A 24,028-nucleotide genomic window follows, 5' to 3' on the forward strand; every position below is an offset into this window, starting at 1 on the left:
CCGTCCGTGGGGCCTCGGTGGAGGCCCCACACCACCTCTCACGGAGCCCCGCCCATGCGCGAACGGATTCAGGTGAATCCGGCTTTCCCTCTGTTCGTCGACGATTCACGGGAACAGGTCAGGCTCGGCGACTTTCCGCCCACGGGCCGCATCCTGTCACCGGCGGAAAAACCGCTACGCGAGCTGTTCCGGCTCTGCGCCCGGCGTCCACGATCGAGACAAGAACTTTACCCGCTGCTCGACGGCGTCACTCCCGGCGAAATAGACGCCGCGATCGACCGGCTGCTCGCCGCCCGCCTCCTGGTCACCGAGACCGACCTGGCGGCGCTGACCGCCGACGACCGGCTGTCCCGGCAGGCGCTGTTCCTGTCGATGTTCCATCCCGCCGGCCAGGCGGTCACCGCCCTGCGGGACCTGGCCGCCCGGCGGGTCACCGTGCTGGGCGCCGGCGCCATCGGCGGCGCGGTCGCCGTCCAGCTGGTCACCGCGGGCGTGCGGCGGCTGACGCTCGTCGACGACGACCAGGTCGAGCCGTCCAACCTGCACCGCCAGCACCTCTACACCCCCGCCGACGTCGGCAGGCCCAAGGTCGCCGCGGCCGCCGACCGGCTGCGCGCCCACCAGCCCGACGCCGAGATCGTCGAGATCCGGCGCCGCATCCAGGGGGCGGCCGACGTCCCCGCCGCGGGCGAGGACTTCGTGGTCAACACCGTCGACACCCCGCAGCCGCACATCCGCCGCTGGGTCAACCAGGCCTGCGTGCAGGCGGGCGTGCCGTTCGTGACCGGCGGGTTCAACCAGCACGTCGGCCTGGTCGGCCCCCTCGTGGTACCGGGCAGGACCGGCTGCCTGACCTGCAGGGAACGCCGGCTGGCCGAGCCGTACGGCACGGCCGAGCTGCCCACCGCCGACAACGCCGGCCGGACCGTCCCCGCCTTCGGCCCGCTCTGCGCGGCGGTCTCCGGCCTGCTGGCCGCCGAGATCGTCCGCCACCTGACCGGCACGGGAGCGCCCGCCCTGGAGGGCAGGACCGTGCACCTCGACCTGCTCGACCTGAGCACCACCGCGCACCCGTTCGAACGCCTGCCCGGGTGCGAGGTCTGCGGATGAGGCCCGACCTGAGCTTCCTGAGCGTGGTCGAGGACGGTCCCGACGACTACGTGGTCGGCAACGGCGCGCGGTTCGTCAACGTGCCGGGCATCGCCGCCAAGGTGCTGGCGCTGCTGGACGGCTCCAGGACGGTCGAGGAGGTCAGGAAGGAGGTGCTGGAGCGGCACGGCACGGACGTCGACGTGGCGGCCTTCGTCGGCGGCCTGGAGAGCATGGGGCTGCTCGAGGAACCCGAGCTGCCGCCCAGCCCCTGGGACCGCGTCCGGCCGGAGCACGTGCGCCTGCTCTTCTCCCCCGTCGCCGACGCCCTCGTCGGGCTGCTGGCGCTGTGCGCCGTCGCGGCCGTCGTCGCCGAACCGCGCATCGTGTCCGGCATGTCGGGCCTGGTGTGGTCGAACAGCCTCGCGTTCACCCTGTCGTTCGCCGTGGGCTCGTGGGTGCTCGTCTTCGTCCACGAGCTCAGCCACATCCTGGCCGCCCGCTCACTGGGCGTGCGGGCCGAGCTGTCGCTCGGCACCCGCCTGCAGTTCCTCGTCGTCCAGACCAACGTGACCGGCGTCTGGCGGCTGCCCCGCCGGGCCCGCTACCGCGCGCACCTGGCGGGCATGCGGACCGACCTGTTCCTGGTCTCCGCAGCCGCCTGCGCGCTGTACGTCACCGAGAACGCCGTGGCCCGCCTCGTGATGGTCATCTGCGCCTCGCAGATCGTCTGGCAGTTCCTGTTCTTCATGCGCACCGACGTCTACTACGCCTTCGCCAACGCCACCGGCAACAAGAACCTCATGGCCGACGCCCAGGCCTACCTGCGGCGGCGGCACCGGCAGGCGCCGCGCTCGGTGCGGATCTACGCCTGGTTCGTCATCGCCGGCCGGGTGCTCGGCCTGGCCTTCCTGCTCGGCTACACCGTGCCCATCACGATCGCGGTGTGCTGGCAGGCCGTGGCCGAACTCGGCACGTCCGTGCAGCCGCTGCTCACGCTGGCGATCGTCGCCTTCGGCTGGGGGCTCTACCTGTGGGTGCTCATCCGCCAGAGGCTCCGCTGACCCGGTAGACGTCGTAGACGCCCTGGATGCTGCGCACCGCCTTCAGCACGTGACCCAGGTGCTTGGGGTCGCCCATCTCGAAGGTGAACTTGCTGACCGCCACCCGGTCGCGGGAGGTGGTCACCGACGCCGACAGGATGTTGACGTGCTGGTCGGACAGCGTGCGGGTGACGTCGGACAGCAGGCGGGGCCGGTCGAGCGCCTCCACCTGGATCGCCACCAGGAACACCGAGTCCTCGTTGGGCGCCCACGTCACCTCCACGAGGCGGTCGGGCTGCTCCTTGAGCTGCTGCACGTTGGTGCAGTCGGAGCGGTGCACCGACACGCCGTGGCCGCGGGTGACGAACCCGACGATGTCGTCGCCCGGCACGGGGGTGCAGCAGCGCGAGAGCCGTACCCACACGTCGGAGTCGCCCGCCACGACGACGCCCGCACCGCCGCCGCCCCTGGGACGGCGGCTGAGCCTGGTCGGCAGCGAGACCTCGGCGATGTCCTCCTCGGCGCTGTCGACGCCGCCGATGGACGTCACGAGCTTCTGCACGACCGTCTGCGCCGCGACGTGGCCCTCGCCGACGGCCGCGTAGAGGGCCGAGACGTCGGGGTAGCGCAGGTCGCGGGCGAGCGCCAGCAGCGCCTCGCCCGACATGAGCCGCTGCAGCGGCAGCCCCTGCTTGCGCATGGCCCTGCCGATGGCCTCCTTGCCCGCCTCGATCGCGGTCTCGCGGCGCTCCTTGGAGAACCACTGCCTGATCTTGTTGCGGGCACGGCCCGACTTGACGAACTTCAGCCAGTCACGCGAGGGACCCGCGTCGGGCGACTTGGAGGTGAAGATCTCCACGGTGTCGCCGTTGCCCAGGCGCGACTCCAGCGGCACCAGGCGGCCGTTGACGCGCGCCCCGATGCACCGGTGACCCACCTCGGTGTGGACGGCGTAGGCGAAGTCGACCGGCGTCGCGCCCTCGGGCAGCGCCACCACCTGGCCGCGCGGGGTGAAGACGTACACCTCCGACACCGACAGGTCGAAGCGCAGCGACTCCAGGAACTCCCCCGGATCGGAGGTCTCCTTCTGCCAGTCGAGCAGCTGGCGCAGCCAGGCCATGTCGCCGCCCGGCTTGACCTTGCCCGCAGGACCGGGGCTGCCCGCCTCCTCCTTGTACTTCCAGTGGGCGGCCACGCCGTACTCGGCCCTGTGGTGCATCGCGTGCGTGCGGATCTGCAGCTCGACCGGCTTGCCCTCGGGACCGATCACCGTGGTGTGCAGCGACTGGTACATGTTGAACTTGGGCATCGCGATGTAGTCCTTGAACCGGCCGGGCACCGGGTTCCATCGCGCGTGGATCGTTCCGAGCGCCGCATAGCAGTCGCGGACCGAGTCGACCAGGACCCGGATGCCCACCAGGTCGTAGATGTCGTCGAAGGCCACGTCGCGGGCGATCATCTTCTGGTAGACCGAGTAGTAGTGCTTCGGCCTGCCCTTGACCACCGCGCGGATCCTGGCGTCGCGCAGGTCGGCCGAGACCTTCTCGATGACCTCCTGCAGGAACAGGTCGCGGCGCGGGGCCCGCTCGGAGACCATGCGGGCGATCTCGTCGTAGCGTTTGGGGTAGAGCATCGCGAACGCGAGATCCTCGAGCTCCCACTTGATCGTGTTCATGCCCAGGCGGTGGGCCAGCGGGGCGAAGATCTCCAGCGTCTCGCGCGACTTCTGCTGCCTCTTGTGCTCCGGCAGGTAGCGCATCGTGCGCATGTTGTGGAGGCGGTCGGCGAGCTTGATGACCAGCACCCTGATGTCGCGCGACATCGCCACGACCATCTTGCGCACGGTCTCGGCCTGCGCGGCGTCACCGAACTTGACCTTGTCCAGCTTGGTGACGCCGTCGACCAGCAGGCCGATCTTGTCGCCGAAGTCGGCGCGCAGCTCGTCCAGGCTGTAGGCGGTGTCCTCGACCGTGTCGTGCAGCAGGGCGGCGCACAGCGTCTCGTCGTCGGTGCCGAGCTCGGCCAGGATCGTCGCCACGGCCAGCGGGTGCGTGATGTAGGGGTCGCCACTCTTCCGCTTCTGGTCGCGGTGGTGGTAGGCGGCCACGTCGTAGGCACGCTCGATCAGGCGCAGGTCCGCCTTGGGATGGGTGGCGCGGACCGTCCGGAACAACGGCTCCAGCACCGGATTCATGGCCCCACCCCCAAACCGTCGGCGACGCGCCGCTGGAGCGCCGGACATCCCTTCGGAACTACCGGCGTCGGTGGCGTCGGGCACGACTACCTCACGGGGCACACAGACTCCTCACGTTCGAGTCCAGATCCCTCAGTGTATCCAGCCATGTCACCCGCGCGTCGGCCGGTCGCCCATCACACGATCACGAGCGCCCTCAGGTCGACACCCTCCAGCCGCTCGCGCCCCTTCAGGAAGGCCAGCTCCATCAGGACGGCGACGCCGACGACCTCGGCTCCCGCCCTCCTGACCAGCTCCACCGTCGCCTCGGCGGTGCCGCCGGTGGCCAGCACGTCGTCGACGATGACGACCCTGTCGCCGGGGCCGAAGGCGTCCTGGTGGACCTCGATGGTGGCCGAGCCGTACTCCAGCTCGTAGGAGGCCTCGAGGGTGGTGGAGGGCAGCTTGCCCTTCTTGCGGACCGGCACGAACCCCGCCCCGGCCCGGCAGGCGGCGGGAGCGGCCAGGATGAAGCCGCGCGCCTCGATGCCGACGACCTTGTCCACCCCGGGGAAGCAGCCGGCGAGCGCGTCGACCACCGCGGTGAACGCCTGCGGGTCGGCGAGCAGAGGGGTGATGTCCTTGAACACGACCCCGTGCTTCGGGTAGTCGTTGACGTCCCTGATCCGCTCGAGGATCAGCTGGGTCAGCTCGCTCACGTCGGGCTCTCTTTCCTCTCCGTCCGGTGCGTCCGCCTGTCGGACGCACCACCATCCCACACCCCGGCCGCCCGGCACGACGCCGCCCCCGTCCCGTGAGAAGGGACGGGGGCGGCGCCCAGCGTCGAGCGGTCAGTTCTTGGCGGTGGCGGGCCGCTTGGCGCCGCCGCTCTTGCCCCCGCCGGTGGACGCCAGCCGCTTGGCGATCGCCTGGTACTTCGGCTCGCGCTCCTTCAGCGTCACCAGCAGCGGCGTGGCCACGCACAGCGAGGAGTACGTGCCGACCAGCATGCCGACGAACAGGGCGAGCGACAGGTCCTTCAGCGTGCCTGCGCCCAGCAGCGTGGTGCCGATGAACAGGATCGCCGCCACCGGCAGGATGGCCACCAGCGAGGTGTTCAGCGACCTGATCAGCGTGTGGTTGAGCGCGTCGTTCGCGGCCATCGTGTAGGTCTTCTTGGAGGTCGTGCCGAGCTTGGCGGTGACCTCCTTGATCATGTCGAAGACGACGACCGCGTCGTACAGCGAGTAGCCGAGGATGGTGAGGAAGCCCAGCAGGGTCGCAGGGGTGACCTCGAAGCCCGACCACGCGTAGATGCCGGCCGTGATGACCAGGTCGTGCAGCAGCGCGACGATCGCCGCCAAGGCCATCTTCGGCTCGAAGGCCATGCTCAGATACAGGATGATCGCGAACATGAACACCACGAGGCCGAGCCAGGCCTTGGTGGCCACCTCACCGCCCCAGGAGGCGCCGATCGAGGTGATGGAGATCTGCGCGGGGTCGACGCCGAGGTCCTTGGCGACGGACTGCTGCACCCTGGACAGGTTGGCCTCGTCGAGGGTCTCGGTGGTCACCCGCCAGCTACCGCCGGCCTGCTGGACGATCGGCTGGTGGACGCCCGCCTCGGTCATGGTCTCGCGGACCTTCTCGATGCCGGCCTGCGGCGCGGCGAAGGAGAACACCGAGCCGCCCTTGAACTCCACGCCCAGGTTGAGCGCGCTGCCATGGGTGACGGCGCTGAAGATCAGGCCGGCGACGGAGAACAGCAGCAGGAAGGCCGAAAGGCTGTACCACAGCTTCCGGCGGCCGACGAAGTCGACGTCGATCTCGCCACGGTAGAGGCGACGCCCGAGTCCCATGTCAGGCCTCCTGCGGAGTGGTCGTACGAACAGTCTCCGGGCCCATGCGCTCGGCGTCGAGACCGGAGAGCTTGTGCCCCTTGGCGAAGAACTTCAACCTCGCCAGCAGCGCGATGAACGGCTTGGTGAACAGGAACACCACGACCACGTCGATCAGCGTGGTCAGACCCATCGCGAACGCGAAGCCGGCGACGCCGCCGACGGCCAGGAAGTAGAGCACCACGGCGGCGATGAACATGACCGCGTCGGCGATCAGGATCGTCCGGCGCGCGCGCACCCACGCCACCTCGACGGCGGCGCGCAGCGAGCGTCTGCCCTCCTTCATCTCGTCTCTGATGCGTTCGAAGTAGACGATGAAGGAGTCGGCTGTGATGCCGATCGAGACCACCAGACCGATGATGTGCGGCAGCGACAGGCTGAAGCCCGCGTAGGTGCCGAGGAGCACCACCGCCTCGTAGGTGATGACCGAGGCCATCAGGAGGCTCAGCACCGCGACCACGCCGAGGCCGCGGTAGTACAGCAGCGAGTAGATGACCACCAGGCCGAGACCGATGGCGCCGGCGATGAGGCCGCCGCGCAGCTGGTCCTGGCCGAGGGTGGAGGAGATCGTGTCGATGGAGCTGCGCACGAACTTCAGCGGCAGCGCGCCGTACTTCAGCTGGTCGGCCAGCGCGGTCGCGGTCTGCTGGGTGAAGCCGCCGGAGATCTCCGCCCGGCCGCCGGGGATGGGCTCGTTGATGTTCGGCGCGGTGATGACCACGCCGTCGAGGACCACGGCGACCATGTTGCGCGGCGGCTGGGCCTGGTAGGCCTCGGTGGTCAGGGTCGACCACGCCGTGGCGCCCTTGCTCTTGAAGTTGAGCTGCACGACCCACTGGCCGGTGGTCTGCTGCACGCCGGCGCTGGCCGTGTCGATGTCGGTGCCGACGACCCTGGCCTTGTCGAGGATGTACTTGGCGGTGCCGTCGGCGTCACAGGTGACGTACGGCTTGCTCGGGTCGTCCTGGACGCCCTGCTGCTTGTTCTTGGCGCAGTCGAGCTCGTTGTACTGCTTGACCAGCGCGGGGTCGATGCCGGCCAGCGCGGAGTCCTGGGTCGGCGCGCTGGGCTGGGCGCTCGGCGTCGCGGACGGGGTCGCCTTGGCGTTCCGGCCCTTGTCCTGGCCCTTGTTCTGGTCCTGGTTCTGGCTCTTCCGCTCGCCGGTCGCAGCGGCGGAGGGCGAGGGGTTGGGCGAGGTCAGCGCGGACGACAGGGCCTTGCCCGTCGGGGAGGCGCTGGGTGTGGGCGCGTTGGCCGAGGTGCGGGCGCTCGGCTGCGTGGAAGGCCGGTCGGACGACTGCCCGTTCGGCTGCGTGGAAGGCTGTCCTGAGCCCGAGGGCGTCGGCGCCTGGGTGGGCATGGTGCTCGGCTGCGGCTGGGCCGCCTCGGCGGCCAGGACCTGGCGGAAGCGCAGCTCCGCCGTGGTGCCGACCAGCTTGATGACCTCGTCCTTGCCTGCGCCGGGAACCGAGATGACGATGTTGTCGCCCGACTTGGCGACCTCCGCGTCGGAGATTCCGGTGCCGTTCACCCGGTCACGGATGATGTTGACGGCGAGGTTGAGGCTCTCTTCAGAGGGGGGAGAGCCGTTCGGAGTGATCGGCGACAGTGTCGCCGTCGTGCCACCTGCGAGGTCGAGTCCGAGCTTCGGCGTGAACGCCGGCTGCAGGAACATCGCCCCGCCCATGGCGAAGATGAGCGCCAGAAGCACCAGGAGCGTGCGCCCCGGCTTGCTCTGGCCGCTGGTCGGTCGGGCCACTGGTCGTCTGTTCTTTCAGGTAGGGGTCGGCCGCAAGCTGGTCAGGACTTCTTGCTGTTGGTGTCCTCGTCGTCGTTGCGGTCGACCGGCTCGTCGGCTACGGCGGATTCCTTCGTCTCGGTCGTCTCAGGCTCCGTCGCGGCGAGCTTGTCATCGGCGACGGGGGTGACGACCCGACCGATGGCGGCCTTCACCCAGCGGGTCTCGACGCCGGGAGCGACCTCCAGGATGACGTCCTCGTTGTCGACAGCCACCACGGTGGCGAACAGGCCGGTGGTGGTCATCACACGGGCGCCGGGCGCGAGCGAGTTCTGCATCTGAACGGCTTCCTGCTGCCGCTTGCGCTGCGGCCTGATGAGCAGGAAGTAGAACACCACCACCAGAAGCACAAGCGGCAGGATGTTCATAAGCGTTGCTGAGTCCACGAGGGCGACCTTCCATCGTCTGTCAAGATGATGACACCGGCGTCGAGCCGGAAATTCCATGCGTTGCGTCGAGGGGCCGCGCCGCTCAGCCCATCAGCTTACACAGCCAGCCAAGCCACGGAGTGTAGGCGGTTGTTGCGAAACCCGGCAACGAGGCAGCGATTCGGCGCGCGGGGAAGTTCCCAATTCGCAATGCTTGCAACCGTTCTGTGACCGCGCCGTTTCGTGGCGTTTCCGGCGGCCGGGTCCTGCCGTCCCGGCCCGGCGGCGGGCGTCTCGGTCAGAAGGGCGCCTCCGGCGGAGGGGTGAGGCCCAGGTGAAGCCAGGCGGCGGTGGTGGCGACCCGCCCGCGCGGCGTGCGGGCCAGCAGCCCCTGGCGCACCAGGAACGGCTCGGCCACCACCTCGACCGTCTCCGGCTCCTCCCCCACGGCCACGGCGAGCGTCGACAGCCCGACGGGGCCGCCGCCGAACTTGCGCAGCAGCGCGCCGAGCACCGCCCGGTCGAGCCGGTCGAGGCCCTCGGCGTCGACCTCGTAGAGGTTGAGCGCGGCCGAGGCGACGTCGCGGGTGATGACGCCGTCGGAGCGGATCTCGGAGAAGTCGCGCACCCGGCGCAGCAGCCGGTTGGCGATGCGGGGCGTGCCGCGCGAGCGCCTGGCGATCTCGTGGGCGCCCTCCTCGGGCAGCGTCACCCCGAGCAGCCCGGCCGAGCGGCGCAGCACCTGCTCGAGCTCGGCGACCTCGTAGAAGTCCATGTGGGCGGTGAAGCCGAACCGGTCGCGCAGCGGCGCCGGCAGCAGGCCCGCTCTGGTCGTGGCGCCGACGAGGGTGAAGGGCGCGATCTCCAGCGGGATGGCGGTGGCGCCGGGGCCCTTGCCGACGATGATGTCGACCCTGAAGTCCTCCATCGCGAGGTAGAGCATCTCCTCGGCGGGGCGGGCCATCCGGTGGATCTCGTCGATGAACAGCACCTCGCCCTCGGTCAGCGTCGACAGGATCGCCGCCAGGTCGCCGGCGCGCTCCAGGGCCGGGCCCGAGGTGATCCGCAGCGGGGCGCCGAGCTCGGCTGCGATGATCATGGCCAGGGTGGTCTTGCCCAGCCCCGGCGAGCCGCTCATCAGCACGTGGTCGGGCGGCCGGTTCCGCTTGAGCGCGCTCTCCAGCACCAGCGAGAGCTGCTCGCGCACGCGCGCCTGGCCGATGAAGTCGGCCAGGCGCTTGGGCCGCAGCGCCGCCTCGATCTGCAGCTCGTCGCCCTCGGCGTCGGGCGAGACCAGGTCACGTTCGATGCTCATGCCATCTCCCCGCCGCCGGGGCGCCCGCTTCCCGCCACCGCCGGCCTCATCGGACGCTCAGCGCCCTGAGCGCCGCCTTGAGCAGCACCGCCACCTGCGGCTGCCGGCCCGCGGCCACCTCGGCGTCGGCCTGCGGCCCCACCAGCGCGATCGCCTCGTCGGCGTCCCTGGTGGAGTAGCCGAGGCCGACCAGACCCGAGTGGACCTGCTCGCGCCACAGCGGCAGGGCGGCGTCGCCGTTGAGCGCGGCGTTGACCGCCTCCTCGGGCGTGCCGAGCTTGTCCTTCAACTCCAGCACGATGCGCTGGGCGCCCTTCTGGCCGATGCCGGGGATCCTGGTCAGCGCCTTGAGGTCGGCCGAGGCGACCGCGACGCGCAGCGAGTTGGGCGTGTGGACGGCCAGCATGGCCAGGGCCAGCTTCGGGCCCACGCCACTGGCCGTCTGGACGAGCTCGAAGACCGTGCGCTCGTCGTCGGTGGCGAAGCCGTACAGGGTGAGCGACTCCTCCCTGACGACCAGCGAGGTGGCCAGCCGGCCGGGCTCGCCGACCCGCAGGGTGGCCAGCGTGCCGGGTGTGCAGTGCACCAGCACACCCACCCCGCCGACCTCGATCACCGCCGAGTCGGGCGCGACGGCCGCCACGACCCCGGAAACCGACGCGATCACAGCGCACGTCCTCTCGATGCCTTGGCCAGCGCCTCGGCCAGTCTGTTCTGGGTGCCGCCGCGCCACACGTGGCAGATGGCCAGGGCGAGGGCGTCGGCCGCGTCGGCGGGCTTGGGCATCTCCGCCAGCCGCAGCAGCCTGGTGACCATGGTGCCGATCTGCTTCTTGTCGGCGGTGCCGCTGCCGGTGATGGCGGCCTTGACCTCCGAGGGCGTGTGCAGCGCCACCGGCAGGCCGCGCCTGGCGGCGCACAGCACGGCGATGCCCGCCGCCTGCGCGGTGCCCATCACGGTGCGGACGTTGTGCTGGGCGAAGACGCGCTCGACGGCCACCGCGTCGGGCCGCACGTCGTCGAGCCACCGCTCGATGCCGCGCTCGATGCCGACGAGCCTGGCGCCGAGCTCGTCGTCGGCGGAGGTGCGCACCACGCCGACGGCGACGAGCTTGAGCTGCGCGCCCGGGCGGCCCTCGACGGCCCCGAGGCCGCATCTGGTCAGCCCTGGGTCGACGCCCATCACCCGCACGGCCCGCCCTCCGTTCGCTGCCGAACATCTGTTCGGCAGCGAACTCTACCCTGGTTGGGCGGGCGGCGCACGGCGAACGCGCCTCGCTCCACGGCGCCGCCCGGCGGGCGCGGGCCCGAGCCGGACGATCAGAAGTAGTCGATCATGTACGGCGTGCCGGCGAACGCCGCGTCCAGCGCCTCGTCGAACTCCTCCGGGCCGGACAGCAGGCCGGCCGGGCGCAGCGTCGAGGTCGGGATCCCGGCGTACAGCGCCGACAGGCCGTTGACGGTGAAGCGCGGCCCCTGCCCCGTGGCGGCGCCGGCCGTACCGGAGCCGCCGGAGATCTCCAGCCGCCACGTGCCGCTGTTGGCCGGGCGCTCGGGGTCGTCGACCGTGATCACGGCGTGCGCCGAGACCACCGACGGGAAGCCTCGCCTGGCGATCGCCTCGGCCACGTCCACGACCCGGAACATCCACCTCGTCTGCTTGACCTGCTCCTTGGCCCGCTCGCGCACCAGCCACAGCACGGGGTCGTTCGGCGCGACCACGGCGGTGACCTTCTTGGCGATCGAGGAGGAGGTGCCGACCATGGCCCACAGCGCGCGGGCGGTCGCCTCCGAGCCGGCGACGAGGTTGTCGACGGCGATGTCGCCCCCGTCCCATCGGTAGGCGACGAACCCGTCGTCGGCCAGGTAGCGGAAGTCGTCATCCTCGTCGAGGTAGCGTCGCCAGGCGGCCTCGTCCCAGCAGATGGGCCCGCTGGCGCGGTTGGCGGCGTGGACGCGGCCGAGGATGGCGATCACCTCGGCGACGTCGTCGGGCTCCATCCTGCGTAGCTTGACCTGCTCGGCCGGGCCGATGGTGCGCAGCGCCTCGGGAGCGAGGGTCACCGCGTTCTCGGCGCCCGCGTGCTCCCAGCCGAGCGAACGGTAGATCGGCGTGGTGGCCGGGTAGAGGGCCGAGACGGCCTCGCCCAGCTCGGCCGCCCTGCCGAGGACGGCCCGCATGAGCCGCCTGCCCACGCCGCGTCCGCGGTCCTCGGGGTTGACGACCACACCCGCCACCCCGGCCATCGGCTGCGGCCTGCCGTGCCACCACTGGGTGAAACCGGGCAGGCGCGCGGCGGCGGCCACCCTCGAGCCGTCGAAGACGCCGAGGAAGCGTCCCTGCTCCAGGGTGGCCAGCGCCATTGCGCGCCAGTTGTCGGCGAGGTCGGCGGGCAACGGGCCGAAGGAGCGCTTGCGGGTGTCGAGGACGGCGTCGAGGTCGTCCGGGCTCAGATCACGAATTTCCACAGCAGGTCAACCTACGCACTGCGGGACATCCGCCGCGAGCCGTTTTCAGGCGTCGAGCTTCTCCATGATGTCGTCGCTGACGTCGAAGTTCGCGTAGACGTTCTGGACGTCGTCGCTGTCCTCGAGCGCGTCGATGAGGCGGAAGACCTTGCGCGCGCCGTCCTCGTCGAGCGGGACGTTGAGCGTCGGCAGGAAGCTCGACTCGGCCGAGTCGTAGTCGATGCCGGCCTCCTGCAGCGCCTTGCGCACCGGCACCAGGTCACCGGCCTCGGAGACGACCTCGAACGACTCGCCCAGGTCGTTGACCTCCTCGGCGCCCGCCTCGAGCACCGCGGTCAGCACGTCGTCCTCGGACAGCCCGTCCTTGGGGACGATCACGACACCCTTGCGGTTGAACATGTAGGCCACCGAACCGGGGTCGGCCAGCGAGCCGCCGTTGCGGGTGAGCGCGACACGGACCTCGGAGGCGGCGCGGTTGCGGTTGTCGGTCAGGCACTCGATGAGGACCGCGACACCGCCGGGGGCGTAGCCCTCGTACATGATGGTCTGCCAGTCGGCGCCGCCCGCCTCGAGGCCGCCGCCACGCTTGCGGGCGCGCTCGATGTTGTCGTTGGGCACCGAGTTCTTCTTCGCCTTGAAGATGGCGTCGAAGAGGGTGGGGTTGGCATCCGGGTCAGGGCCACCGGTCCTGGCCGCCACCTCGATGTTCTTGATGAGCTTCGCGAACAGCTTGCCGCGCTTGGCGTCGAGCGCGGCCTTCTTGTGCTTCGTCGTAGCCCATTTGGAGTGGCCGGACATGACCTAGAGCTCCCTCACCATGTTGACGAAATATTCATGCACGCGAGTGTCTCCGGTCAGCTCCGGATGGAACGATGTCGCGAGCAGCGGTCCCTGTCGGACCGCGACGATCCTATCCCCAGGGGGCGCGGTCGCCAGCACCTCGACGTCGGAACCCACCGATTCCACCCATGGGGCGCGGATGAAGACAGCGTGTACGGTGCCCCCCGCGAAGGACAGGTCGGCCTCGAAGGAGTCGACCTGGCGGCCGAAGGCGTTACGCCTGACCACCATGTCGATGCCGCCGATCGTCTGCTGGCCCTCGATGCCGTCCTGGATGCGGTCGGCCAGCATGATCATGCCGGCGCACGAGCCGTAGGCGGGCATGCCCTCCTTGACGCGCAGGCGCAGCGGTTCCAGCAGCTCGAAGATCTCGGCGAGCTTCCACATCGTGGTGGACTCCCCGCCGGGGATGACCAGCCCGTCGACGGCCTCGAGCTCGGCGATCCTGCGCACGGCCGTCGCCTCCGCCCCCGCCTCCTCCAGCATGCGGACGTGTTCGCGCACGTCTCCCTGGAGTGCGAGTACACCGATCTTGGGCACGGTCGTCCTTCCTTCGTGGTCCGGGTTCCCCTGATTCAACACCACGACGGGCCGTGCTCTTCCTACCGGGCGGCCTCCGCGGGCGTCGTCCTGGAGGAGGAGCACGGCCCGGTCGCCGCGGCGGGGAACCACGCAAGAACCCCCGCCACCGGGCCCGAGGGCAGGCGGCAGGGGTTCCGGACGTCGAGGCCGTCCCCGCGTGGTCTACGGGCGCTCGGTCTCGAGGCGGACCGTCTCCTCGATCGTCATCTCGGACGCCGCGCGCAGCGACGGGTCCATCGGGCGCAGGTACGTCTGCTGCACGCCGGGCACCCGGTCCTCCACCACGAACGTCGCCCTGGTGTAGACCTCCGACCCGGGCGTCCGCACCTGGGGCACGACCTTGAAGTCGGCCGACATCTGCTCCCGCTCGATCTTCGTCAGCACGTATCCGCGCTGGTTGTTGTAGAACTTGAGGTGCGGGTTGATCTTCAGGAACGGATGCGTGGCCGGGTCGGAGTCCTTCCCGTCACCGCCGGTGCTGATGGAGGTGGCCACCAGCTCCGCGCCCACGGACGGCCCCGTCGGGTCGTCGTAGTCCAGCTTCAGGTCGCTGGCCCAGTGAGCGTGGACGTCACCGGTGAGCACGACCGGGTTGCGCACCTTCGCGTCGATCCAGCCCTGGGCGATGCGCCGCCGGGAGGCCACGTAGCCGTCCCACGCGTCCTGGCTGGTGACCTTCGCCGGTCCCGCGTTGTTGTCGCGCTGGGCGAAGAAGACCTGCTGGCCGATGATGTCCCACTGGGCGCGCGAGTGGTGGAAGCCGTTGATCAGCCACTCCTCCTGCGCCGCGCCGGTGATGGACCGGGCCGGGTCCACCGCCGCCGGGCAGTCCCGGTAGCCGTCGCCGCACCCCTGGTCGTCGCGGTACTGCCGGGTGTCGAGCATGTGGAAGGTGGCCATCTGTCCCCACCGGATCCGCCGGTAGAGCTGCATGTCGATGCCCTGCGGGATGGAGGTACGGCGCAGCGGCATGTTCTCGTAGTAGGCACGGAAGGCCGCCTCGCGGCGCTGCAGGAAGTTCGGCTGCGGCACCTCGGGCTTCTCCGCCACCTCGTCGGCCCAGTTGTTGTCGAGCTCGTGGTCGTCCCACACGACCAGCCACGGCGCGGCGGCGTGGGCGGCCTGCAGGTCGGGGTCGGCCTTGTACTGCGCGTGGCGCTGCCGGTAGTTGGCGAGCGTCTCGGTCTCGGGACCCTCGTGGTGGCGGACGTTGCCGCCGGGGATGGTGTAGGTGTTCTTGGTGTACTCGTACTGGTAGTCGCCCAGGTGCAGGATCAGGTCGGGGTGCTCCTCGGCCAGGCGGCGGTAGCTGGTGAAGTAGCCGTGCTCGTACTGCGCGCAGGAGACGAACGCCATGGACAGCGCTCCGCCGTACGCCAGGGGGTGCGGGGCGGTGAGGGCGCGGCCGACGGGCGAGACGTAGGGGCCCACGCGGAAGCGGTACCAGTACTCCCGCCCTGACGACAGGCCGTCCACCTCGACGTGGACGCTGTGGCCCCACTCGGGGGCGGCCGTCGCGACACCGGCGCGGACGACGCGGCGGCAGCGCTCGTCGGCGTATACCTGCCACAGGACGAGGAAGGGACGCTGGGGCATGCCGCCCATGCCGTCCTCGGCGAGCGGCTGCTGGGCCAGGCGGGTCCAGATGACGAAGCCGCTGTGGTCGGGGTCACCGGAGGCGACGCCCAGCGTGAAGGGGTCCGACCTGAGACCGCGCGAGGCCAGGGTGGCGGCGCTCTCGGTGGCGGGGTCGGCGGCTGGGGCGGGGGCCGGGTCGGCCGGAGTGGCGGAGGCGGCGGCGGGGAGCGCGGCGGTGGCGCCCGCAGCTAACCCGGTGACGAGGAAGGAGCGGCGGTTGAGCTTGGACACGGGTGCTCCCGAGGCGATCTAGGGTGGGACGCCCGTAGCCTGGCCCAAGATCATGACCCCCTGGTTAACGCCATCTGTCACACAAAAGGCGATTTTTACCAAGGGTGCCGCGATTCACGGAAATTTCCTCCGTCCACCCCTGTCGCACCGGTGGCACGCGCGACCGATGGAGCGGCTCCCGCACGGCGGCGCCCCTGACGCCCGCCAAGCGGACTCCTGGCCCACGCCCCGCGCCCAAGGCCAGGCGGGGTCCGGGCCGGTTCCAGGACCGGGACCGGGCCGGGAGCAAGGGACACGAGCCGCGGGACGGGGGTAAGGGCGGCAGGGCGGGAGTCGGGGGCCGATGCCGGGGTCGGCCCGGGCTGGTGCCCGGCTCGGGCCGGTGTGGTCTGGGGCCGGGCCGGGGGCAAGGGCCGGGAGTCGGGGAGCAGGGAGCCCGGGCCCCTGGGCTCAAGGGCAAGGGGGGCCGGTGGCAAGAGGCCAAGGGACGGGGGACGTGGGGCGGCGCCGGGCCGAGGCCGAGGGCCGGGGGCGGAGGCAGAGGGCGGAGGCAGAGGGCGGAGGCAGAGGGCGGAGGCAGAGAGCCGGGGGCCGGGAGCTTGGAGCGGGGGTCTGGGGTGGGCCGGGCCCTTGCTGGTCCTTTCAGCGAGGCGCATGACCAGCCACCAGCCAGTACGCGGAAAGGGCCAGCCGTCACCGGGCCTTGAGCGGGGCGTGGAGGGCCCTCGACGGGCACCGAGGATCCGGGGTGCCGGGCGGCCGGGTCGCGCGAGAAGCGGCACGAAGAGGCCGCACCACGAACAGGAAGAGGGCGCGGCGCGCAGAGGGCGCGGCGCGAACCCAGCAGAGGGGCGGAGCGAAGAGGGAGCGGCACGAAGTAGGCGCGACGGGAAGAGGGGGCGGGGCAAGGAGAGGGCGGCACGAAGTAGGCGCGACGCGAAAAGGTCGCGGCGAGGAGGCGGCACGAAAAAGCGGCACCCCCGAGGGGATGCCGCTCAGTCGCGGGAGGGCGGGCCTACCAGCCGCGCTCGGCCAGGCGGTGCGGCTGCGGGATCTCGTCGACGTTGATGCCGACCATCGCCTCGCCGAGGCCGCGCGACACCTTGGCGACGACGTCGGGGTCGTCGTGGAAGGTGGTGGCCTTGACGATCGCCGCCGCCCGCTTGGCGGGGTCGCCCGACTTGAAGATGCCGGAGCCGACGAACACGCCCTCGGCGCCCAGCTGCATCATCATCGCGGCGTCGGCGGGCGTGGCGATGCCGCCGGCGGTGAACAGCACCACGGGCAGCTTGCCGGTCTTGGCCACCTCGACGACCAGGTCGTACGGCGCCTGCAGCTCCTTGGCCGCCACGTACAGCTCGTCCTCGGGCAGCGAGGTGAGGCGCTTGATCTCGCCCCTGATGGTGCGCATGTGGGTGACGGCGTTGGAGACGTCGCCCGTGCCCGCCTCGCCCTTGGAGCGGATCATGGCGGCGCCCTCGGTGATGCGGCGCAGCGCCTCGCCCAGGTTCGTCGCGCCGCACACGAACGGCACGGTGAACTGGTACTTGTCGATGTGGTTGGCGTAGTCGGCGGGGGTCAGCACCTCCGACTCGTCGATGTAGTCGACGCCCAGCGACTGCAGGATCTGCGCCTCGACGAAGTGGCCGATGCGGGCCTTGGCCATGACGGGGATGGAGACGGCGTTGATGATGCCGTCGATCATGTCGGGGTCGCTCATCCTGGAGACGCCGCCCTGCGCGCGGATGTCGGCGGGCACGCGCTCCAGAGCCATGACGGCGACCGCCCCGGCGTCCTCGGCGATCTTCGCCTGCTCGGGGGTGACGACGTCCATGATGACGCCGCCCTTGAGCATCTCGGCCATGCCGCGCTTGACGCGCGCGGTTCCGGTGACGGGGCTGGTAGACACGGTCTTCCTCACAACGGCAGGTCGGTAAGTTCTCAAGCCCATCGTAGGTCCTTAACACCCCACGACCGGACACACCACCATGTCAGGGTCGAGGCGGGATTTTGTACGTTAAGGAATGACGGGCTTGCGGCTGGCGAGAGCGATCCACACCTGGCCAGGCGCGAAGTTCATCGGCTCACCGCTCTCAGTGGTGAACGTCGTCCCCTCTTCCTCCGATTCCCGCGACCACTTGGCCTTGTAGGCCTTGCCGTCGCGGAGCACGATGGCCGATCCCTTGCCGACGGAGTGGACCAGCGGGGTGTAGCTCTGGTTCTTGTCGTGGAACTGCGAGCGCTCGGTCTTGGTGTACTGCACGACGATCGTGGGGGCGCCGAGCTGGCCGCCCTCGGCCGCCATGTCCTTCTTGCCGTCCTGCCAGACGAGCCACTGCTTCTTGGCCTCCGACCAGGCGAAGGTGAAGCGGGCGGCGGGCCATCTGACCGTCCACGACTTCTTCGGCACGCCGCCCTCGGCGGGGGCCTCGCCGAAGGTGAAGCCGATGTCCTTGGCCTGGCTCGCCTTGGGCGCCTTGGCCAGCAGCTGCTTGGTGTTGGCGAACAGGTTGTAGGGGGCGAAGCGGCCCGGCTGGCGGAAGAACGCGCCGGGGTTGCGGGTGTCGCCGACGTCGAACAGCGACGCCTCCGCCATGAACGGCAGCATCTTGGACTGGACGCCGGAGTAGGCGAAGGCCGGCTTGCCGAACTGCGGCGTGATGTGCAGGTCGGAGATGCGGGCGCTGCGGACCGGGCCGACCTTGGGCGGCAGCTTGGAGGAGAAGACCGCCATCAGCCGGGTGAGGCCGGCCTCGACCTGCTCGACGTAGACGATGTCCGCGCTCTTCAGCCCCATCTGGGGCTTGCCCGCCGCGGTGTTCTCGATCTTCACCGCCAGGACCGGTTCGAGCTCCTCGTACGGCAGGCCCGTGAAGGGGTGCTTGCTCACCTCGGGCGTCGGCGTGGCGGAGACGGGGGCCGCCTGCGGAGCCTTCGACGGCGAGGCCGCTCCGCCCCCGCTCGAGCAGGCCGCGACAGGAGCGAGCACCGCCAGCGTCACCGCGATCGTTCGGGCTACCCGCACCTGCTCAACTCCTCCGCTCGGCCACGAAAACGGAAGGAAGCTTACCGGGCTCCCCTAAAACGGGTCATTCGGTTGCCATGGTCTCGGGCGGATTGTCATCGATCTCAAAGAATTCGGGATACTCGGTGCGTCCGGCCAGGCGCAGGCTGCGGGCGAGCCAGCGGCGCTGGGCGGTGCGGGTGACGGCGACCGCGTTGTTGTAGAAGCGGCGGGCGTAGACGACCTTGGCGACGGCGGCGTCGAGCTCCTCCAGCAGCGACAGGCCGCCCGGCGACTCGCTGATGCGTTCCCTGAACCTGTCCTGGTCGACGGCCGCGCGCAGCGCCCTGGACAGGTCGCTCTCGGCGTGCTCGCGCTCCTCGGGGCCGGCCGTACGGGCCTCGTGGGCGGCCGCGGCCAGGACCAGGGAGGTGGCGGGGTCGAGCAGGCGGGATCCGGCCAGTTCGAGCACGACGGCGGCGCGCCGGACCAGCGCGACGTCGAGCGCCTCGCGGGCCAGTTCCAGCCTGATGTGCAGCCGGTCGAGACGCCCGGCCCGCCAGGAGACGTAGACGGCGGTGAGCACCATGAGGATGCCCACGAGCAGGACGATGATCGTGGTGCTCATGCGACGGTGTCTTCCTCCACTCGTCCCGCCGCGGCCGTGACGGTCTCGTAGACGCGCACGACGTCGCGGGCGACCGTGGACCAGTCGTACTTGCGCACGGCGAGCAGCGCCTCGTCGGCCAGCTTGGCCCTGCGCTCGGGGTCGTCGAGGAGGGCGCGCGCCTCGCGGGCCAGGGCGGCCGCGTCGCCGTTGGGGAACAGCGCGCCGGCCTGCCCGTCGCCCAGCACCCGGCGGAAGGCCGGGATGTCGCTGGCCAGCACGGTGGCTCCGGCCGACATGGCCTCGGCCAGCACGATGCCGAAGCTCTCGCCGCCGGTGTTGGGCGCGACGAAGACGTCGACGGAGTGGTAGGCGCGGATCTTGTCCTGCTCGCTGACCATGCCGAGCAGCGTGACGCGGTCGCGGATCGACTTGGGGATCTTCACCTCGCCGGGGCCCGCGACGAGCAGCCTCGCGTCGGGCACCTGCTCCAGCGCCTCGAGCAGGACGGGCAGGCCCTTGCGCGGCTCGTCCATCCTGCCGAGGAAGCCGAGCGTGCGCCCGTCGGGGCCCCAGCCGGGCAGCGGCTCGGCCTGGGTGTAGCGGCTGACGGTCACGCCGTTGGGGATCAGCACGCTGTCGCCGCCGAACTGCTCGACCAGGCTCTTGCGGGCGGCGTCGGAGACGGCGATGCGGCCGCTGAGCTTCTCCAGCGCGCTGCGCAGCATCGGCTCGGCGATCGCGATGGCCCGCGAGCGGTTGAAGGAGGCGTGGAAGGTGGCCACGATCGGCCCCTTGGCCGCCCAGCAGGCCAGCACGCCCAGGCTGGGCACCAGCGGCTCGTGGATGTGGAGCACGTCGAAGTCGTTCTCGCGGATCCAGCGCCGCACCCTGGCCGCCGACAGGAAGCCGAACGACATCCGCGCCACCGAGCCGTTGTACGGCACCGGCACCGCCCTGCCGGTACCGGTCACGTACGGCGGCAGCTCGGCGTCCTCCTCGGCCGGGGCGATCACCGAGACCTGGTGCCCCTGGGCCGTCAGCGCCTGCGCCAGGTCGTCGATGTGCTGTTTGACACCGCCCGGCACGTCCCAGGAGTAAGGGCAGACGATGCCGACGTTCACTTCAGGTCCTCCAGCCACAGGCGCTGCAGCATGTGCCAGTCTTCGGGGTGTTCGGCGATGCCCTTCTCGAACACCGTCACCAGGCTCTGCGCCACGGCGGCCGTGCGCTCCTGGAGGGTGCCGGAGTCGGGCACCTCGACCTCCTCGTGGATGCGCAGACCCCAGTCGGGGCCCTCGAACCACATGGTCGCCGGCAGCAGCGCGGCGCCCGTCTTGACGGCCAGCAGCGCGGGGCCCACCGGCACCTTGGTGGTGGCGCCGAAGAACTCCACCTCGACGCCGCCCTTGGTCAGGTCGCGCTCGGCGGGCAGGCAGACGATGCCGCCCTTGCGCACCCGCTGCGCGAGGACGCCGAAGGTGTGCCCGTCGCCGCCGGTCAGCGGCAGCACCTCCATCCCGAGGCCCTCGCGGAAGGCGACGTAGCGGCGGAACAGCGACTCGGGCTTGAGCCGCTCGGCCACCGTGGTGAAGGGGTGCCCGCAGCCGACCAGCCATGCGCCCGACTGGTCCCAGTTGCCCATGTGCGGCAGCGCGAGCACCACGCCGCGCCCCTCGGCCACGGTGTTCCAGATGTGCTCGTCGCCGGTGACGTGGGTGCGCCGCACGACCTCGTCGACGGGCATCTTCGGCAGCCTGAAGACCTCGTGGAAGTAGCGCAGGTAGGAACGCATGCCCGCGCGGCTGAGCGCCCGCAGTTCGGGGCTGTCCTCGGCCAGCCCGGTCACCCTGGCCAGGTTGTGCTCGAGGCGGCGCACGCTCTTGCCCCGCCGGCGCCAGGCCCGGTCGGCCACGAGGGTGAAGGCGGCCGCGGTCAGCCGCTCCGGCAGGTACGGCAGCAGCGTCCAGCCCGCCGCGAAGCCCGCGGCGACCGCACGGTCCTGGAGGGAGGTCATCGGGCTCCAATCTGGCGACGGACGTGGACGATCCGCTGGACGACGGTGACGGCGCTGGCGGCCGCCAGCAGCCACATGCCGAAGGCCAGGATGTACGGCACGCCGAGGCCGGACAGGCCCGCGGACACGAGCCCCACGACCAGCCGCTCGGGCCGCTCGGCCAGGCCCACGTCGCAGCCGACTCCCAGCCCCTCTGCCCTGGCCTTGACGTAGGACACCAGCGCGCCGGCGACCAGGCAGAACAGCGTGACCCCCGCCATGAGCAGGTCGCGCTGGAGGAAGAAGTGGATGATCAGGCCGGAGAAGACGGCCGCGTCGGCCACCCGGTCGAGCGTGGAGTCGAGGAAGGCGCCCCACGTGCTGCCGCCGCCCCCGCCCATCCGCGCCACGACGCCGTCGAGCAGGTCGAACAGCACGAACACGGTGATCGCCAGCGAGCCCCACCACAGCTGGCCCATGGGGTAGAGGACCAGGGCGCACACCACGGTGCCGGTGGTGCCGATCGCGGTGACGGCGTTCGGGCCTATCCCGCGGCGGACGAGTGCCCTGCCCAGCGGGGTGAGTATCCGGGTCATGGCCGGGCGCAGGAGTTTGAGCATCGCGCTCCGATCGTAGGCCATGCAGGCCGCCACCACTTCTTTGCCTCGCCCCCCTTGTGATATTCGCCACACGGGTATTTGGTGAACTAACCGCGTCCTTTGCGGTAATTCCGCTGGGCGGCGGCACTGAATCGAACGACGATTTGGGCGGCGCGCGCCGTACCCTGCGGGCTCCGTCCCACGGAAGCGGAGGCGATGTGGCTGACAAGCACCACGGCGCGGCCATGGGAGCCGCGGGCAGGGCACCAGCGGCCGAGAGGGCGGACGCGATACGCAACGTCGTCCTGGTCGGCCATTCGGGAGCGGGCAAGACCACGCTGGTCGAGCAGTTGCTCGCGGCCACGGGCACCATCCCGCGGATGGGCCGTGTGGAGGACGGCAGCACGGTCAGCGACTTCGACGAGGTGGAGGTGCGCCAGCAGCGCTCGGTGAACCTGTCCGTCGCGCCGATCGTCCACAACGGGATCAAGATCAATCTTCTGGACACGCCGGGCTACGCCGACTTCGTGGGCGACCTGCGGGCCGGGCTGCGCGCCGCGGACGCCGCGCTGTTCGTGGTCGCGGCGACCGACGGCATCGACGGGCTGACGCAGATGCTGTGGGAGGAGTGCGCGCAGGTCGGCATGCCCAGGGCCGTGGTGATCACCAAGATCGACCACCACCGCGCCGACTTCGACCAGGTCCTGGGCGAGTGTCAGGAGATCTTCGGTGACGGGGTCGCGCCGCTTTACCTGCCCGTGGTGACCAACGGGAAGGTGGCGGGGCTGATCGGGCTGCTGTCGCAGAAGTTCTACAACTACGCCACCGGCGAGCGGGCCGAGAAGGAGCCGGGCGCGGAGTACGAGGCACGGATCGAGGAGTACCGCGGCAGCCTGATCGAGGGGATCATCCAGGAGAGCGAGGACGAGTCGCTCATGGAGAGGTACCTGTCGGGCGAGGCCATCGACTCCAAGGTGCTCATCGACGACCTGGAGAAGGCGGTCGCCCGCGGCACGTTCTATCCCGTGCTCGCCAGCGGCGCCGGCATCGGCGCGCAGGAACTGCTCGAGGTGATCACCCAGGGCTTCCCCTCGCCGCTCGAGCACCCGCTTCCCGAGATCACCACCCCGGACGGCAAGCCCGTCCAGGTCAGGGCGTGCGACCCGGACGGGCCGCTGGTGGCCGAGGTGGTCAAGACGACCAGCGACCCCTACGTGGGACGCATCAGCCTGGTGCGCGTCTTCTCGGGGACGCTGCGCCCCGACATGACCGTGCACGTCTCCGGGCACGGCCTGGCCGACAGGGGGCATGAGGACCACGACGTCGACGAGCGCATCGGCACGCTGACGGGCCCCCTGGGCAAGCAGCAGCGCACCATCGCCAAGGGCATGGCGGGCGACATCGTCGCGGTGGCCAAGCTGTCGCGGGCCGAGACCGGCGACACGCTGTCGGAACCGGAGCGGCCGCTGCTCATGACGGCGTGGAGCATGCCCGACCCGCTGCTGCCGGTGGCGATCAGGGCCAGGTCGAAGGCCGACGAGGACAAGCTGTCGCAGGGCCTGGCCCGGCTGGTGGCCGAGGACCCGACGTTGCGGCTGGAGAACAACGCCGAGACCCGGCAGCTGGTGCTGTGGTGCATGGGCGAGGCGCACGCCGACGTCCTGCTCGACCGGCTCGCCAAGCGCCACGGCGTCGAGGTCGAACGGGTCGACCTGCGGGTGCCGCTGCGCGAGACGTTCGGCGGCAGGTGCCAGGCCATGGGCCGCAACGTCAAGCAGACCGGCGGCCACGGCCAGTACGCGATCTGCCACCTCGAGGTCGAGCCCCTGCCCTCCGGCGGGGGTTTCGAGTTCGTGGACAAGATCGTCGGCGGCGTGGTCCCCCGCCAGTTCATCCCGTCGGTGGAGAAGGGCGTGCGCACGCAGATGGAGCGGGGGGTGCTGGCCGGGTATCCAATGGTGGATCTGCGGGTCACGCTCTACGACGGCAAGGCGCACTCGGTCGACTCCTCCGACATGGCCTTCCAGATCGCCGGCTCGCTGGCGCTGAAGGAGGCCGCCGCCAAGGTGCCGACGCTGCTGCTCGAACCGGTCGACGAGATCGCGGTGCTGGTGGCCGACGAGCACGTCGGCTCGGTGATGTCCGACCTGTCCTCGCGGCGTGGCCGGGTGCTGGGCACCGAGCCCGTCGGCACGGGGCGGACGCTGGTGAAGGCCGAGGTGCCGCAACTGGAGATCACCCGCTACGCGATCGACCTGCGGTCCATGTCGCACGGGACGGGCACCTTCCAGCGCACGTTCCTGCGCTACGAGCCCCTGCCCTCGCATCTGACCGAGAAGGTGACGGCTCAGGACTGACGCCCCTCGACGGGGGGAGGGT

The 24,028-nt window shown here is 70.8% G+C and carries 21 protein-coding genes; 3 read left to right on the forward strand and 18 right to left on the reverse strand.

The features are described from left to right. The first annotated feature begins 54 nt into the window (after positions 1-54). Together ACWENQ_RS25905 and ACWENQ_RS25910 are read left to right on the forward strand one after the other, a co-directional pair. Positions 55-1,110: a TOMM precursor leader peptide-binding protein gene (locus tag ACWENQ_RS25905; RefSeq protein ID WP_452416577.1), complete on the forward strand. Its 1,056-nt coding sequence runs from the start codon at positions 55-57 to the stop codon at positions 1,108-1,110. After that, on the forward strand, positions 1,107-2,153 hold the full coding sequence (locus ACWENQ_RS25910) for a hypothetical protein (protein WP_452416579.1): 1,047 nt from the start codon (positions 1,107-1,109) through the stop codon (positions 2,151-2,153). The genes ACWENQ_RS25905 and ACWENQ_RS25910 overlap by 4 nt, the downstream gene beginning before the upstream one ends. On the opposite strand, the gene ACWENQ_RS25915 is transcribed toward ACWENQ_RS25910, so the two are convergent. The 18 genes from ACWENQ_RS25915 to pgsA form a co-directional block, all read right to left on the reverse strand. After that, a complete protein-coding gene (locus ACWENQ_RS25915; RefSeq protein ID WP_449926445.1) occupies positions 2,131-4,374 on the reverse strand; it encodes a RelA/SpoT family protein in 2,244 nt (747 codons plus the stop codon). The genes ACWENQ_RS25910 and ACWENQ_RS25915 overlap by 23 nt on opposite strands. Before the next feature lie 128 nt (positions 4,375-4,502). Then, positions 4,503-5,024: an adenine phosphoribosyltransferase gene (locus ACWENQ_RS25920; RefSeq protein ID WP_452416581.1), complete on the reverse strand. Its 522-nt coding sequence runs from the start codon at positions 5,022-5,024 to the stop codon at positions 4,503-4,505. A 132-nt stretch (positions 5,025-5,156) separates the two neighbouring features. Next, on the reverse strand, positions 5,157-6,164 hold the full coding sequence (gene secF / locus ACWENQ_RS25925; RefSeq protein ID WP_449926346.1) for a protein translocase subunit SecF: 1,008 nt from the start codon (positions 6,162-6,164) through the stop codon (positions 5,157-5,159). 1 nt (position 6,165) lies between these two features. Next, positions 6,166-7,962, reverse strand: a complete 1,797-nt coding sequence (gene secD, locus ACWENQ_RS25930; RefSeq protein ID WP_452416583.1) for a protein translocase subunit SecD — start codon at positions 7,960-7,962, stop codon at positions 6,166-6,168. Positions 7,963-8,003: 41 nt separating this feature from the next. Next, on the reverse strand, positions 8,004-8,351 hold the full coding sequence (gene yajC, locus ACWENQ_RS25935) for a preprotein translocase subunit YajC (RefSeq protein WP_449926340.1): 348 nt from the start codon (positions 8,349-8,351) through the stop codon (positions 8,004-8,006). Between the two features lie 316 nt (positions 8,352-8,667). Next, the gene (gene ruvB, locus ACWENQ_RS25940; RefSeq protein WP_354912142.1) at positions 8,668-9,684 is read right to left on the reverse strand and encodes a Holliday junction branch migration DNA helicase RuvB; all 1,017 of its coding nucleotides are present in this window, start codon (positions 9,682-9,684) and stop codon (positions 8,668-8,670) included. 46 nt (positions 9,685-9,730) lie between these two features. Beyond that, positions 9,731-10,351 carry a Holliday junction branch migration protein RuvA gene (ruvA, locus tag ACWENQ_RS25945; RefSeq protein ID WP_354912145.1) on the reverse strand — a complete coding sequence of 207 codons (621 nt, stop codon included), beginning with the start codon at positions 10,349-10,351 and terminating at the stop codon, positions 9,731-9,733. Continuing rightward, complete coding sequence (ruvC, locus tag ACWENQ_RS25950) at positions 10,348-10,875, reverse strand: crossover junction endodeoxyribonuclease RuvC (protein WP_449926336.1); 528 nt, start codon at positions 10,873-10,875, stop codon at positions 10,348-10,350. Before ruvC ends, ruvA begins: the two co-directional genes overlap by 4 nt. 128 nt (positions 10,876-11,003) lie before the next feature. Next, positions 11,004-12,152 (reverse strand): GNAT family N-acetyltransferase, encoded by a 1,149-nt coding sequence (locus tag ACWENQ_RS25955; protein ID WP_452416585.1) that lies wholly within the window; start codon positions 12,150-12,152, stop codon positions 11,004-11,006. A gap of 45 nt (positions 12,153-12,197) precedes the next feature. Continuing rightward, complete coding sequence (locus ACWENQ_RS25960; protein WP_354912154.1) at positions 12,198-12,950, reverse strand: YebC/PmpR family DNA-binding transcriptional regulator; 753 nt, start codon at positions 12,948-12,950, stop codon at positions 12,198-12,200. A gap of 3 nt (positions 12,951-12,953) precedes the next feature. After that, positions 12,954-13,478, reverse strand: a complete 525-nt coding sequence (pdxT, locus tag ACWENQ_RS25965) for a pyridoxal 5'-phosphate synthase glutaminase subunit PdxT (RefSeq protein ID WP_452416774.1) — start codon at positions 13,476-13,478, stop codon at positions 12,954-12,956. 258 nt (positions 13,479-13,736) lie between these two features. Next, entirely contained in the window at positions 13,737-15,443 is a 1,707-nt protein-coding gene (locus ACWENQ_RS25970) for an alkaline phosphatase D family protein (RefSeq protein WP_452416587.1), read from the reverse strand. A 1,015-nt stretch (positions 15,444-16,458) separates the two neighbouring features. Continuing rightward, positions 16,459-17,394: a pyridoxal 5'-phosphate synthase lyase subunit PdxS gene (gene pdxS / locus ACWENQ_RS25975; protein WP_449926327.1), complete on the reverse strand. Its 936-nt coding sequence runs from the start codon at positions 17,392-17,394 to the stop codon at positions 16,459-16,461. A gap of 66 nt (positions 17,395-17,460) precedes the next feature. Then, the gene (locus tag ACWENQ_RS25980) at positions 17,461-18,468 is read right to left on the reverse strand and encodes a DUF3048 domain-containing protein (RefSeq protein WP_449926324.1); all 1,008 of its coding nucleotides are present in this window, start codon (positions 18,466-18,468) and stop codon (positions 17,461-17,463) included. A gap of 64 nt (positions 18,469-18,532) precedes the next feature. Beyond that, positions 18,533-19,075, reverse strand: coding sequence for a hypothetical protein (locus tag ACWENQ_RS25985; protein WP_354912168.1), 543 nt, complete (start codon positions 19,073-19,075; stop codon positions 18,533-18,535). Further along, positions 19,072-20,178, reverse strand: coding sequence for a glycosyltransferase family 4 protein (locus ACWENQ_RS25990; RefSeq protein WP_452416589.1), 1,107 nt, complete (start codon positions 20,176-20,178; stop codon positions 19,072-19,074). Before ACWENQ_RS25990 ends, ACWENQ_RS25985 begins: the two co-directional genes overlap by 4 nt. Next, positions 20,175-21,071 (reverse strand): phosphatidylinositol mannoside acyltransferase, encoded by an 897-nt coding sequence (locus tag ACWENQ_RS25995; protein ID WP_449926317.1) that lies wholly within the window; start codon positions 21,069-21,071, stop codon positions 20,175-20,177. Before ACWENQ_RS25995 ends, ACWENQ_RS25990 begins: the two co-directional genes overlap by 4 nt. Further along, positions 21,068-21,691: a phosphatidylinositol phosphate synthase gene (gene pgsA, locus ACWENQ_RS26000; RefSeq protein ID WP_449926314.1), complete on the reverse strand. Its 624-nt coding sequence runs from the start codon at positions 21,689-21,691 to the stop codon at positions 21,068-21,070. Before pgsA ends, ACWENQ_RS25995 begins: the two co-directional genes overlap by 4 nt. 176 nt (positions 21,692-21,867) lie before the next feature. On the opposite strand from pgsA, the gene ACWENQ_RS26005 reads away from it, so the two are divergent. Continuing rightward, positions 21,868-24,006 (forward strand): elongation factor G-like protein EF-G2, encoded by a 2,139-nt coding sequence (locus ACWENQ_RS26005; protein ID WP_449926311.1) that lies wholly within the window; start codon positions 21,868-21,870, stop codon positions 24,004-24,006. Positions 24,007-24,028: the final 22 nt, after the last annotated feature.

Source organism: Nonomuraea sp. NPDC004354 (assembly GCF_053602555.1).